General features: G+C 42.6%; 7 protein-coding genes. 6 read left to right on the top strand and 1 reads right to left on the bottom strand.

Features of this window, described 5'->3' with window-relative positions; genetic code table 11:
• Window positions 1-48 precede the first annotated feature (48 nt).
• Window positions 49-3,870 carry a DNA-directed RNA polymerase subunit beta gene (gene rpoB, locus DBX24_RS02170; protein ID WP_120488559.1) on the bottom strand — a complete coding sequence of 1,274 codons (3,822 nt, stop codon included), beginning with the start codon at window positions 3,868-3,870 and terminating at the stop codon, window positions 49-51.
• 495 nt (window positions 3,871-4,365) lie between these two features.
• Here rpoB and DBX24_RS02175 point away from each other — a divergent pair, with 495 nt between their 5' ends.
• The 6 genes from DBX24_RS02175 to DBX24_RS02200 all read left to right on the top strand — a co-directional run bounded on the left by DBX24_RS02175 (window position 4,366) and on the right by DBX24_RS02200 (window position 15,384).
• Window positions 4,366-7,152, top strand: coding sequence for a TonB-dependent receptor (locus DBX24_RS02175; protein ID WP_260392827.1), 2,787 nt, complete (start codon window positions 4,366-4,368; stop codon window positions 7,150-7,152).
• A 24-nt stretch (window positions 7,153-7,176) separates the two neighbouring features.
• On the top strand, window positions 7,177-8,493 hold the full coding sequence (locus DBX24_RS02180) for a T9SS type A sorting domain-containing protein (RefSeq protein WP_160223834.1): 1,317 nt from the start codon (window positions 7,177-7,179) through the stop codon (window positions 8,491-8,493).
• A 584-nt stretch (window positions 8,494-9,077) separates the two neighbouring features.
• Complete coding sequence (locus tag DBX24_RS02185) at window positions 9,078-10,283, top strand: DUF4876 domain-containing protein (protein WP_160223835.1); 1,206 nt, start codon at window positions 9,078-9,080, stop codon at window positions 10,281-10,283.
• 2 nt (window positions 10,284-10,285) lie between these two features.
• Window positions 10,286-11,788 carry a DUF6850 family outer membrane beta-barrel protein gene (locus DBX24_RS02190; RefSeq protein ID WP_160223836.1) on the top strand — a complete coding sequence of 501 codons (1,503 nt, stop codon included), beginning with the start codon at window positions 10,286-10,288 and terminating at the stop codon, window positions 11,786-11,788.
• 9 nt (window positions 11,789-11,797) lie between these two features.
• Window positions 11,798-12,952 (top strand): cytochrome-c peroxidase, encoded by a 1,155-nt coding sequence (locus DBX24_RS02195; protein ID WP_120488553.1) that lies wholly within the window; start codon window positions 11,798-11,800, stop codon window positions 12,950-12,952.
• Between the two features lie 140 nt (window positions 12,953-13,092).
• Window positions 13,093-15,384: a DUF5686 family protein gene (locus DBX24_RS02200; protein WP_160223837.1), complete on the top strand. Its 2,292-nt coding sequence runs from the start codon at window positions 13,093-13,095 to the stop codon at window positions 15,382-15,384.
• Window positions 15,385-15,390: the final 6 nt, after the last annotated feature.

Here is a 15,390-nt window from a genome sequence, read left to right on the forward strand (position 1 = left end):
CCAAAATCTTTTATCTAAAATTTATCATTATAATATTATAATCTAAAATTACTCTTCAAGTCTTACATCAAGTCCAAGACCTTGTAACTCGTGAAGTAATACATTAAAGGATTCTGGGATGCCTGGTTCTGGCATTGGGTCTCCTTTTGCAATTGCTTCATAAGTTTTAGCTCTACCAATCACATCATCAGACTTCACAGTCAGAATTTCTCTCAAGATATTTGATGCTCCGAATGCTTCAAGAGCCCAAACCTCCATCTCTCCAAAACGCTGACCACCGAACTGCGCCTTACCACCAAGCGGCTGCTGAGTAATAAGCGAGTAAGGACCGATAGAACGAGCGTGCATCTTATCATCTACCATATGCCCAAGTTTCAGCATATAGATAACACCCACAGTAGCTGGCTGAGTGAATCTCTCACCCGTACCACCATCATAGAGGTAAGTATTTCCATATTTAGGAAGACCTGCCTTATCGGTGTACTCAGTGATTTGTTCAAGGCTTGCACCATCAAAGATTGGCGTAGCGAACTTCAATCCGAGTTTTTTACCTGCCCATCCGAGTACAGTCTCATAAATCTGACCGATGTTCATACGAGAAGGTACCCCAAGTGGGTTAAGAACGATGTCTACTGGCGTTCCGTCTTCCAAGAATGGCATATCCTCCTCACGAACGATTCTGGATACGATACCTTTGTTACCGTGGCGACCTGCCATTTTATCACCTACATTCAGCTTACGCTTCTTAGCGATATAGACTTTTGCGAGTTTCATAATACCCGCAGGAAGCTCATCACCGATGGAAACAGCAAATTTCTCACGGTTTTTAACCCCTGCCAAGTCGTTATACTTAATCTTATAATTATGAATCAATTGTTTGATTAATTCATTCTTATCGCTATCTACCGTCCAGCCTGCACCATCTATATTTACATAATCTTCAATAGATTGTAGAAGTTTCAAGCTGAATTTAACCCCTTTGCTGATGATTTCTTCTCCCAAGTCATTTTGGATTCCCTGTGAAGATTTACCATTAACCAAAACAAGAAGTTTCTCAATAAGGGTTTGTTTCAATTCATCAAACTTAGCCTTGTAAGTATTTTCAATTTCTTCAAGTTTAAGTTTTTCTTCTGTTCTTTTCTTTTTATCCTTGATATTTCTGGAGAAGAGTTTTTTATCAATGACAACTCCGTGAAGTGAGGAATCTGCTTTCAATGAAGCATCTTTTACATCACCTGCTTTATCGCCAAAGATAGCTCTAAGGAGTTTCTCTTCCGGTGTAGGGTCAGACTCTCCTTTTGGAGTAATCTTACCTATCATAATATCACCAGGTTTTACCTCTGCTCCGATTCTAATCATACCATTTTCGTCAAGGTCTTTAGTAGCCTCTTCGGAAACATTCGGAATATCAGAAGTAAGCTCTTCCATACCGAGTTTAGTATCACGAACTTCAAGGGAATACTCATCTACATGAATAGAGGTGAACCAGTCTTCACGAACCACTTTTTCATTGATTACGATAGCATCCTCAAAGTTGTAACCTTTCCAAGGCATAAAAGCAACCACCAAGTTTCTACCCAAAGCAAGCTCCCCATTTTCGGTAGCATAGCCACCACAGAGCACCTGACCTTTCACTACCTTATCTCCTACTCTTACGATAGGTTTCAAGGTAATGGTAGTTGATTGGTTGGTCTTTCTAAACTTAGGAAGATTATAAGTTTTAGTAGCAGAATCAAAGGATACCAAATCTTCTTCCTCTGTTCTGTCATATTTTACTACAATTTTAGAAGCATCTACATACTCCACTACACCTGCTCCTTCTGCATTAATCAGTACTCTGGAATCTACAGCCACCTGCTTTTCGAGACCTGTACCTACAATTGGTGCTTGTGGTTGTAATAATGGAACTGCCTGACGCATCATATTCGAGCCCATCAGCGCACGGTTCGCATCATCGTGCTCCAAGAATGGGATAAGAGATGCAGAAATACCCGAAATCTGGTTAGGTGCTACATCTATTAAATCTACCTGTGCAGGTTCTACTACAGGATAATCACCATCAAGACGAGCGATAACCCTTTCGGTAGCGATGGTTCCATCATCTTTCATCTCTACATTCGCCTGAGCAATAACCTTGGATTCTTCATCCTCAGCATTAAGGTAAATAGGTTCTGAATTGAGATCTACTTTACCGTTTTCCGTCTTTCTATATGGAGTTTCAATGAAACCTAAGTTATTAATCTTAGCATAAATACCCAATGAAGAAATCAAACCAATGTTCGGACCTTCTGGTGTCTCGATTGGGCAAATCCTTCCGTAGTGCGTATGGTGAACATCTCGCACCTCAAAGCCCGCTCTCTCTCTGGAAAGTCCGCCAGGCCCAAGGGCAGATAATCTCCTCTTATGGGTAACCTCTGAAAGCGGGTTCGTCTGATCCATAAACTGAGAAAGCTGGTTGGTTCCAAAGAAGGAATTAATCACAGAGGTAAGGGTCTTTGCATTTACCAGATCCACAGGAGTGAATATTTCATTATCACGAACATTCATTCGCTCACGGATGGTTCTTGCAATCCTTGAAAGACCTACACCAAACTGACCAGCAAGCTGCTCTCCTACGGTTTTAATCCTTCTATTAGAAAGGTGGTCTATATCATCTACCTCAGCCTTAGAGTTTACGAGCTCTATAAGGTGTCTTACAATAGCAATAATATCTTCTTTTGTAAGCACTTCTACATCTTCTGAGATATTAAGACCTAATTTTTTATTCAATCTGTAACGACCTACCACACCTAAGGAATATCTCTGCTCGGAGAAGAAGAGTTTCTCAATAATTCCCCTTGCCGTTTCCTCATCTGGTGGGTCAGCATTTCTCAACTGACGATAAATATATTCTACTGCCTCTTTTTCAGAGTTCGTAGGGTCTTTCTGCAATGTATTCTGGATAATAGAGAACTCTCCACTGTTTTCTTTATGAATCAGGATAGATTTCACACCAGCCTCCAAAATCATATCGATATGCTCCTGTTCGAGGACAGTCTCCCTATCGAGTATAATTTCATTTCTCTCAATAGAAACCAGCTCACCTGTATCTTCATCTACAAAGTCCTCAAACCAAGTATTTAGCACTCTCGCAGCCAAAGTTCTCCCTTCCACCTTTTTAAGGGCAGCCTTAGATACTTTTACCTCTTCTGCAAGGTCAAATATTTGAAGAATGTCTTTATCAGACTCATATCCGATAGCTCTAAGAAGGGTGGTTAGCGGTAATTTTTTCTTACGGTCAATGTACGCATACATTACATTGTTAATATCCGTAGTAAATTCCATCCAAGAACCTTTGAAAGGGATAATCCTCGCATAGTATAGTTTAGAACCATTTGCGTGATAAGTTTGTCCGAAGAAGCCACCTGGCGAACGGTGCAACTGCGTAACAACTACCCTCTCAGCACCATTGATAATAAACGAACCACTCGGTGTCATATACGGAACAGGTCCTAAATACACATCTTGGATTACCGTTTGGAAATCCTCGTGCTCAGGGTCTGTACAATATAACTTCAATCTCGCTTTAAGAGGCACAGAATAAGTAAGTCCTCTCTCCACACACTCATCAATAGAGTATCTTGGGGAGTCTACCAAATAATCCAAAAACTCTAATACAAACTGATTTCTGGAATCCGTAATCGGAAAATTCTCTTGGAATGTTTTATACAGACCTTCGTTCTTTCGGTTTTCTGGCAGCGTATCAAGCTGGAAGAATTCCCTAAAAGATTCAATCTGCAAATCCAAGAAATCAGGAGCAACTAACTTCCCTTTTACCGAAGAGAAATTAATTCTTTGATTTTGCTGGGTTTCAGCTGATTTTTTACTCATAAAAATTTTAAGAATAAATTAATTGTTAAAAAATATTTTGATTATGCTAAAAAATATCAGACTCAAAAAGCTGAATAAGCACAAGAGCATCGCAAGGCAATAAGTATTTTGGTGCAAATAGTAAAGAAAGCCGTTGCCGTAATCTACCTTTTGTTATTCATTTTCAGTCTAACTGCAACGCCGGTATATCTTTTCACGGAGTAGTGCAAAATATTTTTTATTTTTTCTCTTTTGGGAACAAGAAATTGACTATTCTAAGAAAATACACAAATAAAACAGCCCTCCTGATATTTATCAGAAGAGTGTAATTATCAATATATTACCAATAAACAAACAATGAATTGCACCAAATGAGACCGCAAATATATACAAATGAATTTAATATCACAAACCTTTTCTAAGCAAGACCCCCTCTTATATCTCTGAGAATAAAGTTTATTTTTAATTTAGTTTTATCAAAAATAATTATACATTTGCCGCCCTAAATTCTTCATTTTGAATAAAAATCTATTCTATATAGTATTCTCGTTTTTGATTTTCATCTGTAAGGGGCAAAACTACTCCCTTAAAATCCAAGTACAATCTGATGAGGACAGAAAAGCGATGGCAGATGCTACAATCAACTTAAAGAATACCGTTGAGAGCAGTATTAAGTTCAGTGCCAAAACCCATTCAGAAGGCAAGGCGATAATAGAGAATATTCCACAAGGCTCGTACGCGCTTTTAGTCGCTAAAGAAGGTTATAAAACCTATTCTCAGACTATTTCTATCGATAAAAACCTCAGCACAGAGGTCTATCTATCTCCAAAGGTGATTAACATTCAAGAGGTGGTCATCACTGCAAAAGAATCTACTGGGCTTAGCAGTACCTCTGTGATAGATAAGAGGGCTATGCAACATCTTCAGCCCTCAAGCTTTTCGGATATACTGGAACTTCTCCCTGGTGGCACTACCAAAGACCCCATATTTAACGCCTCTAATAAAATCCGATTAAGAGAAACGGGCATAAAAGGCGACAATTACAACACCTCATCATTAGGCACTGCCTTTCTTATGGACGGGCACAGAATAAACTCCAATGCCAATATGCAATACACCACAGGTAAGGATTTCCAAATCAATCTCTCGTCTGGTTCGGTAGCAAAGCGAAGGGATAATACCCACACAGGAGTAGATATGCGAACCATCTCTACCGATCAGATAGAGCGCGTAGAAATCATCAGAGGAATCCCTTCCGTAGAATATGGAGACCTCACCTCTGGCTTGGTAAAAATCATCCGAAAGAAAGGGCACACTCCCTATACTGGCAGGTTCAAAGCCGATGGCATCAGCAAGCTCTTCGCTATAGGAAAAGGTTTTGAGCTCAATAAAAACTGGAAGCTCAATTTTGATGCAGATTATTTAGATGCTATTTCAGACCCTCGAAATTCTTTTGAAAACTTTAAGAGGCTCACCGCATCTGCCCGATCGGAAAAAGTTTGGGAGAATACCCACCGAAGAATCAGCCTCAATTCCAATATAGACTTCTCCCAGACCATAGATAATGAGAAAGCCGACCCAGACAATGATTTCGGGAGTATAGACAGCTACCGCTCATCCAATAAAAACCTCAGCTTTGGAAATCGATTAGAATGGGAATTTCTCGATTCAAAACTCATCAAGAAGATAGAATGGGAGCAATACCTCAGTCAGGACTTCGACAGAATTGAGCAAACCCGATTTGTGCAGTTAGACCGCCCCACTGCCGTTCCCAATACCCTCACAGAAGGGGTATCCGATGGCGTATTCCTAAAACCTAAATACATCTCTCATCTCGTGGTAGACGGCAAACCGCTGGATATCCGAACCAAGGTAATGGCAGACTTTGATTTCTCCATTCGCCAGTTTCTCAGCTCCACAAAGCTCGGTTCCGAATGGAGCTACTCCAAGAACAACGGCTCTGGGCAAATCTTTGATGTCTTCACCCCACCTACTCCCGATATGGATACCCGAAAAAGAGCCTACAAAGACATCCCCGCCTACCAAGACCTGTCTTTCTTTATAGAAAACCAGTCCAGCCTTCCTTTCGGGAAGCATTTGGCGAAAGTGGCATTAGGGCTTAGAGCATCTTCATTGCTAAATCTACCTTCATTATATAAGATGCAAGGGAAATACTATGCAGACCCAAGAATCAGCTTACAGTGGAAGTTTGCCAAGCTCCCCATACTCGGGAAGGAGCTATCTACCAGCATTACGGCGGGCTATGGGCTTCAAACTAAGTTCCCGACCCTGCTCACCCTCTGTCCAGAGAAGATTTATAAGGACTTTACCCAGCTCAATTACTATCACCCCAACCCTGATTACAGGCGGATTAATATCCGTACGCATATCATCAATCCGACCAACTACGACATCAGCCCCGCTATCAATAAAAAGTTTGAGCTAAGGGCAGATTTCGCCTACGCTGGTACCTCTCTCTCCATTACCTACTTTGATGAGAAGATGAGCACAGGCTTCCGAAATACATACCTCTACAAGAAAATGGATTTTAGGGAATATGATGCCTCTGGGATAGATTATCACACCATCACCGCTCCCCCAGCTATAGAAAGCCTGCCTTATAAAGAAATCAGCAGCTTAGAAAAATACACGACCAACTCCAATGGTAGCGAAACCTGGAAGCGAGGAGTAGAATACCAGCTAATGACCAAGAGATTTCCCTCCATCAAGACGAGATTTACCCTTAATGGTGCTTTCTTTAATACCATCTACCGAAACAGCCTCCCAATTTACCGCGAACCTCAAAAGAAAATCATAGGAAGTAGCGGACAAGCACAGACCTACCTCGGGCTCTACGAAAGCGTGGAGGGCTATGATATGCAAAACTTCAACTCTAATCTCACGATTGATACCTATCTGCCCAATCTGGATATGGAAATCTCGCTTTCTCTGCAATTTCTCTGGTTTCATATCAGGCAGGATATGCCCCTTAGCGGTACGCCCATCGCCTATATAGCACCAGACGGCTCGGAGCATATCTACACCGAAAAAGACAAGCAAGATGCCCTCCTCCAATGGCTCAACATCAGCTATAACGAAGATGCTTTTAAACGATACAGAACCCCTTGGTCTATGAGCTCTAACATAAAAGTCTCCAAGACCATTTACAAAAATTACAGGCTGGCAATGTTCGTTAATCATCTCTTTAACTACGACTCTCCTTACGAGCAAAACGGCATATACCTCAGCAGGAGAGCAAAGGCAAGCCCTTATTTTGGAATGGAACTTAACTTTAAATTTTAATACTAATTTTTTAAATCGTTTTTTATGAAACAGTTTTTTATTATCGCCGCGGCTATGGTATCTGCGCTATGCAATGCCCAATCTAAAACAAAAACCATCGACTTGGGCAAAAAAGAGAGTGGTGCGAATGACTACTATTACTCCGCCTTCTACACTTTTAATGACAATGAAGCTAAACTCATTGATAACTACACCTGGCATATCGGTTTCTACACCAAAGATGCGAGCAAGACAGACATTCGAGTGAATGGCTACGGTAGCAACACCCTCTACTACCCCAAAACAGCAGTAGAGAATATTGAGGATTTCACTACAAAACCCGATGTAAGAGATAATACTTATAATGATTACATCAACAACCTAGAAAACTGGGGCAGCGGTGGCGCTTTCTCCCAAAATGCAGACCCTGCTGATAGTAACGACTTCGGGTGGGGAACGAAACAAGCCGATGGCAGCATCAAAGGGAATAAAGTAGTCCTCCTCCAAGACAGAAGAGGGAAATACTACAAAATCAAAATCGATTTTAAAGACAATGCCCGATACAGCATCTCCTATTCCGTCTATACACGCTCACAAGGAGGCTGGCAACCGACCAAAACCGCTTCCATCCCTGTAAATACCACAGGGGCTGACTATACCTATTTCAACCTCGAGACCGATTCTACCGTAGGATTCCTCCCAGATGCCGATAAATGGGACCTAATGCTTACCAAATACTACGATAAACTCGAAGTGCCTAACCCTCTTACAGGACCTTACTTCTTCTTCTTTGGTGTGCTCCAAAGCCCAGAAGTTTCTGTAGCCAAAGTAGCAGAAAATACCCAACTCGATGGCGTATCCGATGCCGATTATAGCACCAAAGCTACCTCCATCGGGCATATCTGGAATACCCTTGATGATGAAAACTACGATGAAGACATCGCACTAACCGATGATAAATACTTCTTCGTAAAAAACAAAAAAGGGATTTACAGATTAGAGTTCATCTACCTAAGAGATATGTTCAATGGCCACGAAACCTCGTTTAAAACCGAGCTCCTCAAAGACCTCAGTATGTCTGTTCTCACTGCCAAAGCAGATAGATACAACATCTACCTCGCACAAAACCCAGCGAAGAACAAAACCCTGGAACTCGTCTTCAACCTGAAAAACCACAGCTCCGAGCCTGTAAAAATCAGTGTATTCTCTATGAGCGGACAGCAAGTGCATCAAGAAGCCCTCTCCTCTTCCGGGACCTTCTTCACCAAAAAGCTACACTTGCCACAGCTCCCAGCAGGCACCTACATCGTAGCTGTGCAACACAGTGGCCAACAAAAAACAATTAAGGTAATTCTCCAATAACCTTAACCTCTTAGCAGGGGAGGAGATGATTATTTTTAAATATTTCCTCCCTATGCTAATGGGTGGTAAGTACATCACCTGCAAGGTGCCACGCCAGTGGGTGGGTTGGAGCTGGATTCACGCGAATTTTCTTCCAATGAGAAAAAAAAGTGGCAAGATTCACGCGTTTCTTCCTCCAATGAAAAAAATATTGGCAAGATTCACGCGTTTCTTCCTCCAATGAAAAAAATATTGGCAAGATTCACGCGTTTCTTCCTCCAATGAAAAAAATATTGGCAAGATTCACGCGTTTCTTCCTCCAATGAAAAAAATATTGGCAAGATTCACGCGTTTCTTCCTCCAATGAAAAAAATATTGGCAAGATTCACGCGTTTCTTCCTCCGCACCGTAGCCGGTGAGGCAATTATTTTTAAGAACGCCCCACGCACCGTAGCCGGTGAGGCAATTATTTTAAGTGCTCCCCACGCAGTGGGCTTAAGTGGAGCTAGAATGTAGCATTCTTCCTTCAATGAAGACTGGATGACGCTAGAATGCAGCAATTCTTGCATTAAATAGAAATTAATAACACCATAATCTTTTATCAAATGAAAAAAAATAGAATATATACCGCTCTTGCAATCCTCCTCGCTATTGTAAGCTGCTCACGACAAGAGGGCGACTTCTACACGCCCCTCTACGAAACCTCCATTATCGCCGAAATGGGGAAAGATGCCCAAGTCTTGAAGTATAATAACCTTAAATTCTCGTTTAGAGAGCTCAATACAGGGCATAGCTTTAGCCAAGAAACTAACGAAAACCAGCTGAACCTAAAACTAGAAATAGGCACCTATGAAATCGCAGTAGAAGGCTCGGCAGAGATAGAAATCGCAGGCGAAACCCACACTACCCATCTGAAAGGCTACCTACCGAGCTGCGCCATTACAAATGAAAACACCCAAATCCGCATCGAGCTCCTACGCTCCTCTGGGCAGGAGGACTTCATCATCTCCGAAATCTTCTTCGCAGGAAGCCTTACGAACGAGGGCAAGCAGTATGACGATGATAAGTACATCCGCCTCTATAACAATACCGACAAAACCCTCTACGCCGATGGGCTGATGATAAGCCAGTCCGAATTTACCACCGATGATAAGCAAAACTACGAGCCCAACAAGATGAACGAGGCATTTACCGTAACCGCTATTATAATGATACCCGGCTCGGGGACGGACCACCCCGTAAAACCTGGCGAATACTTCCTCATCGCCGATACAGGGATTAATCATAAGGAGTATAATGAGAACTCGCCCGACCTCAGCAAAGCCGATTTTGAATTCTACAAAGAAGGAATGGACGATATAGACGCCCCTAATGTGCCGAACACCCTATCCCTCGTCTCCGAAATGGTGATGAAGAACCAAGGGAATACCGCATATAGCCTTTCCAGACTGCCGAAAGGAGTCTCCAAAGAAGATTATCTGAAAAATTATACCTATAAATACAAATGGACCTATACCTATAACGGCTATGTCTTCAACCTGAGCGAGAAGTCCTACTACATCCCCAATGAGTGGATAGTAGATGCCGTAAACCTCAGCATCCCTACCGAATTTCAGTGGTTGGTAACGGCGCCGTCATTAGACATCGGCTACACCTACACCGCAAAAACCTACCACGATGACAACCGCTACGGAAAAAGCGTGAAAAGAAAAACCCTCCACACCGATAGCACAGGCAAAGCAAAGCTGAGAGATACCAATAACTCGTCGGCAGACTTCATGCCGCTGTCTAAGCCCTCATTATTAGAATAAATATGAAACACAACCTTGCCCTAATGCTGTTTGCTGCCATCTTCTGCCGCGCACAGCAACAAACGGATAGCATCCAAACAAAAATCTACGAAAACTACCTCCTCAGGAATAACTGGCTCGGTGCCGCCTACAAAAACCCCGCTCAGCAGTTTCTGAGGAAGGAGATCTCCCTCTCCTCGCTCTCCACCTCCCTCCAAAAGACCGAGAAAGAGAGGTACGAAGCCCAGAGCGGAAGTGGCGGTAGCCTGTTCTCGGTAGAAACCCAGTCCTACCTCAAGCTCAGCAGTGCAAATACCGTCTGGGGAGAGGCGCACTACCAGAACGGCGAGCAAAAAGCCATCATCTGGAATGAGACCGCAGATGCCCACCTCCTCTACCCTTACCTCTCCGCAGATGCCGTAGGAGGTAGCCTGCAAAACGAAGCCTATTCCATCTCTGGCGGGTTTAATAGGGCTAAAGGAAAAACTCAATTCGGCTTAGAAACCTCCTACCGAGCCTCCAATCAATACAGAAAAATAGACCCCAGACCGAATAACATTACCTCTGATTTCAGTATTAAGGGAGGATTAGCAAGGGATATTGCGCGCTACAGCATCGGTGCAGATGCCTTTTACAGACGATATACCCAAAACAACGAAATCAAATTCTATAACAAAATAGGGAATACCGCCATCTATCACCTCACAGGCTTGGGGACATTTAACAACCTCCTTGTAGGTAATAAATTAGAAAGCTATTATGACGGACAAGGCTATGGAGCCAGCCTAAGCCTCCTCCCAAAAAACCGACAAGGGCTAATGCTCCATCTCGGCTATAAAAATTTTAGTTTTGATAAAGTGATGCCGTCTTTTGCAGACCTCACCGCTTTGTCTATTAACGAAAACCATCTGCACGGCGAAGCCTCTTGGCTCTGGGAAAGAAAAAACTCTAATTTTAAGCTCAACCTCGAGGCGAGCATTATCGATAGAGCCGGCACCGAAGGTATTTTTGATAACCGCTCTACGAATAACTACATCACGATAGGAAGGCTCAAAAGCTACCTCCACCAGCAGCAGAAATTTAGCCTCTCTACCGATATAGAATACCGCACACCGTCATCCGCTTGGTATTTTATGCCTTTCGTAGCCCTCCATTTTTCAAAAGAAAGCTATAAAAAACCGATGATATACCAAGATTTTGAGAGCTTATACTTCGGGCTACGCTCCCGCTACACCACAATGCTCAATGGCGGACTGCTCAGCATAAGCTACAACCTAAACAACCGCTATGGTTTGGATGCTCGGTCTCATTTCGGTTATCAATATCCTGTGCAAGCACTTGAAAATGCAGTGAAACATAAGTTCAACCTCCGCTCCCAAAACTATTGGGAAACCGAAACCTCAATAAAGTACCATCTGAAACCTATCAAGAAACAGCATATCTTTGCCCAAATCAATTTCTGGCAGCAATACTTCCCAAAAGCGACCAATACAGGCTATCTGCTCGGCTTGGGAATAGAATTTTAAATCAAAACAATGAAAAAGTTATTATTCACCGTATTCATCCTCTCCATTTTCTATGCTTTCACCGATGGCATAATACCCAAAACCCATACAGGCACCCCGATACAAGACCTCTCAAAGTACAGACAAATGTATAGCAAGCCGATAAGCCAATGGGAAAAACCACAGATAGATAAAGGCGTGGAATGGGAAGAATTCTCGCCCATCAGCTTTGATGAAAACTATGAGCAAACGATGGAGCAGCCCCTAATCCTGCTTGGAAAAATGCTTTTCTTTGACCCTAAACTCTCGGGCTCTAACCAAATCTCTTGTAGCAGCTGCCACGACCCCGAGCTCGGCTGGTCAGACGGGCGCGAACGCTCCTTGGGACACGACCACCTCCTCGGAAAGCGAAACACCCCCTCCCTCTTTAACACCGCCGATAGGAAATCCTACTTCTGGGACGGGCGTGCAGCTACCCTTGAAGAACAAGCCGACGGCCCCATCACTACCCTACACGAGATGAATGCCATCCCCAGCGAAATCGTGAAAAAACTAAGCCTTATCCAAGGCTATAAACCGCTTTTTAAAAATGCTTTTGGCACAGAGGAAATCACCTACGATAAAATACGAACTGCCCTTGCAGAATTTCAAAAGACCATTAGAAGTACGCCCTCCCGATTTGATAAATTCCTAAACGGAAACTACAAAGCACTAACCGATGAGGAAATCTATGGGCTACACCTCTTCCGAACCAAAGCCCGATGTATGAACTGCCACTACGGAAAACACTTCACCGATGAGAAATTTCACAATATTGGGCTTAGTTTCTACAAACGGGAGCTTCAAGACCTCGGTAGGTATGACATTACCCAAAACCCCGATGATATCGGGCGCTTCCGCACACCTACCCTCCGCGACCTGATGATTACAAAACCCTGGATGCACAACGGCCTCGTGGAAGACCTACAAGGCGTAATCAATATGTATAACAGCGGTATGCTCCCCACCAACCCTACAAAAGAACAAAAAGCCGCAGACCCACTCTACCCCGTAACCGACCCGCTAATGAAACCCCTCGGACTGACAAAAGAGGAATCCCTCGCTCTACAAGCCTTTATAAAATCCCTAACCAATACCCACTACAAAATGTCCCGACCAGATTTTCCAAGAGCAGGAGGCAATTAGCTTCTAGCTAATAGCTTTTAGCAACTGACAACTGGCTTATTCTACATATATCCTATATTTGTGCAATAAATAACAGTTTTAAATGTTTAATACTGGGTTGAGTTGTCATTAAAGAGGACTATCAAACATTCAAAAAGAAAATGAGCGTGAAAAGTATTTTATTATTTGTTTTTTCATTAATCTATACCCTCGCCTTTTCGCAAGGAAATGATGAAAAGGTAAAAGATATAGGCGAAGTGGTGATAAAAGCAAAAGTAAAACGCTACAAAAAGAAAAAAGACAACCCTGCCTACTCCATATTACAGGAAGTTTGGAAGAGAAAAAGAGAAAACGCTCTGGAGAAATACAAAACTTATAGCTACGACGAATACGAGAAAATAGAGTTTGATATCAATAATATAGACAGCTCATTAGTAAAGAAAAAAATCTTTAATAAGATGGATTTCATCTTTGATTATGCCGACTCTACCTCTAACGGAAAGCTCAAGCTCCCTTTCTTCCTAAACGAAGCCGTCTATAAAATCTACGGAGAAAACCAGCCACAAAAGCGAACCAAAAGAAAACTCACCGCACAGAAAACAGCAGGGTTTCAGGATAACGAAGTCGTAGCACTGATGGCAAAAAACCTCTTTAAAGATACCAATATTTTCAGCAATACGATTAATTTCTTCAATATAGGTTTTGAAAGCCCCATCTCCTCCACAGGTTTCTCGGTCTATGACTACAACCTTCTGGAAGATGTTACCATAGACGGCAACGAATGCTACCGAATACTCTACGAACCTAAAAGAAAAGATGTGCTCGCCTTTCGTGGATATATCTATATCGTGAAAGATGGGTATAATCTGGCAAAAGTTACCCTGCGCTCGCCAAAATCTCTTACGATGAACTTCGTAAAAAACCTGTATGCAGAGTTTGAATTTTCATCGCCAGATGCAGACTCCTACCTCCCCTATCGCATATATTCAGAGTTTGAATTTTCATTCTCAAAGACAAATAAAGAAGCAAAGGGGCTCATCACCAAGAGGAGCATTCGCTATACCGACTATCAGTTTAATAAAGATTTTGACCCAAAAATCTTCACAGAAAAAGACGAGCCTACTGCTACCAAAGATTTAGCAAGAGATGATGAATACTGGAAAACCGCCCGTACAGATTCCCTCAGCAAATCCGAAGCAGGGATATACACAATGCTCGACAGGCTCAACGAAGTCCCTAAGTTTAAAGCCATCCTAAAAGCGTACAGAACCCTCGGAACAGGGTACTACAACATCAATGAAAAGATAGATGTAGGGAGTATTTATTCCATCTTCGGACAAAACAATATAGAAGGACTGAGGCTAAGGCTCGGGGCGAGGACTTTCTTCTCTCAAAATGACACCTGGCGAGTAGAAGGATACGGTGCCTACGGCTTTAAAGACAGAAAATTCAAATACAGCGCAGAAGCCCGCGCAATGCTCAATAAACAGAACCGGCTCACCATAGGTATAGGCACAAAGCGAGATATCTTACAGCTCGGGAGCAGGCTTACCACAGGTGAGGGGATTATGAGTTCTTCCTTCGCCTCCTCTCTCGTATCCCGCTCTGGAAACGGATTGCTGAGCAATGTAACACAAACCAATGTCTTTACCTCCATAGAACCTGTGAAAAACCTCCAATTCAGGTTAGATGGCACTTTGCAGAGCATTACTTCTGCAAACCCTGAGCAGTTCAGTATGATGTACCTGAAAGACGGGCAGCTCCGAAAGACGGTTAATGATGCTAAACTTACGCTGAGCATCATCGCAAAACCTGGAGCTAAATATTCCAAAATAGGACTTGACCGAAAGGAGCATTCTACCCTCTCGCCTACCTTTATGCTCAAATACACAAGGGGGATAGAAGGGCTTTTTAATGCAGATTTCAATTACGACAAATTGCAGTTTATGTATTATCAGCCGATGATTATCAGCACTTGGGGAAAATCTTACCTCACCGTAGAGGCGGGTACAAACTTCAATGCCGTACCTCTTGCATTGCAAAACATCATCCCTGCAAACGAGAGTTATGTTATTTCAAGAAATACTTTCTCTCAGCTCAATTATTATGAATTTGTGGCGGATTCCTATGCTACCCTGCACTATGAGCATCATTTTAATGGGAAATTCCTCTCCTACATCCCTCTCATAAAAAAACTAAAACTTCGTGAGGTAGGGTTTTTCCGTGCTGCAACGGGCAGTCTCAGCGAGGCATCAAAAAACATCAATATAGGAGCGAAGAAATACTCCGCTCCTACTGAACATATCTATTATGAATATGGTTTTGGAATTGAGAATATCGGTCTGGGGAATTTTAGATTCTTCCGTATAGATTTTAACTGGAGGGGCAACTATCTCGATAGACCCGGCATCTCAAAATTCGGAATCAAGGCGGGTTTGCAGCTCTCCCTCTAAGCTTAA

The sequence above is a fragment of the Bergeyella cardium genome, from assembly GCF_009914665.1.
In the GTDB taxonomy this organism is placed as follows: domain Bacteria; phylum Bacteroidota; class Bacteroidia; order Flavobacteriales; family Weeksellaceae; genus Bergeyella_A; species Bergeyella_A cardium.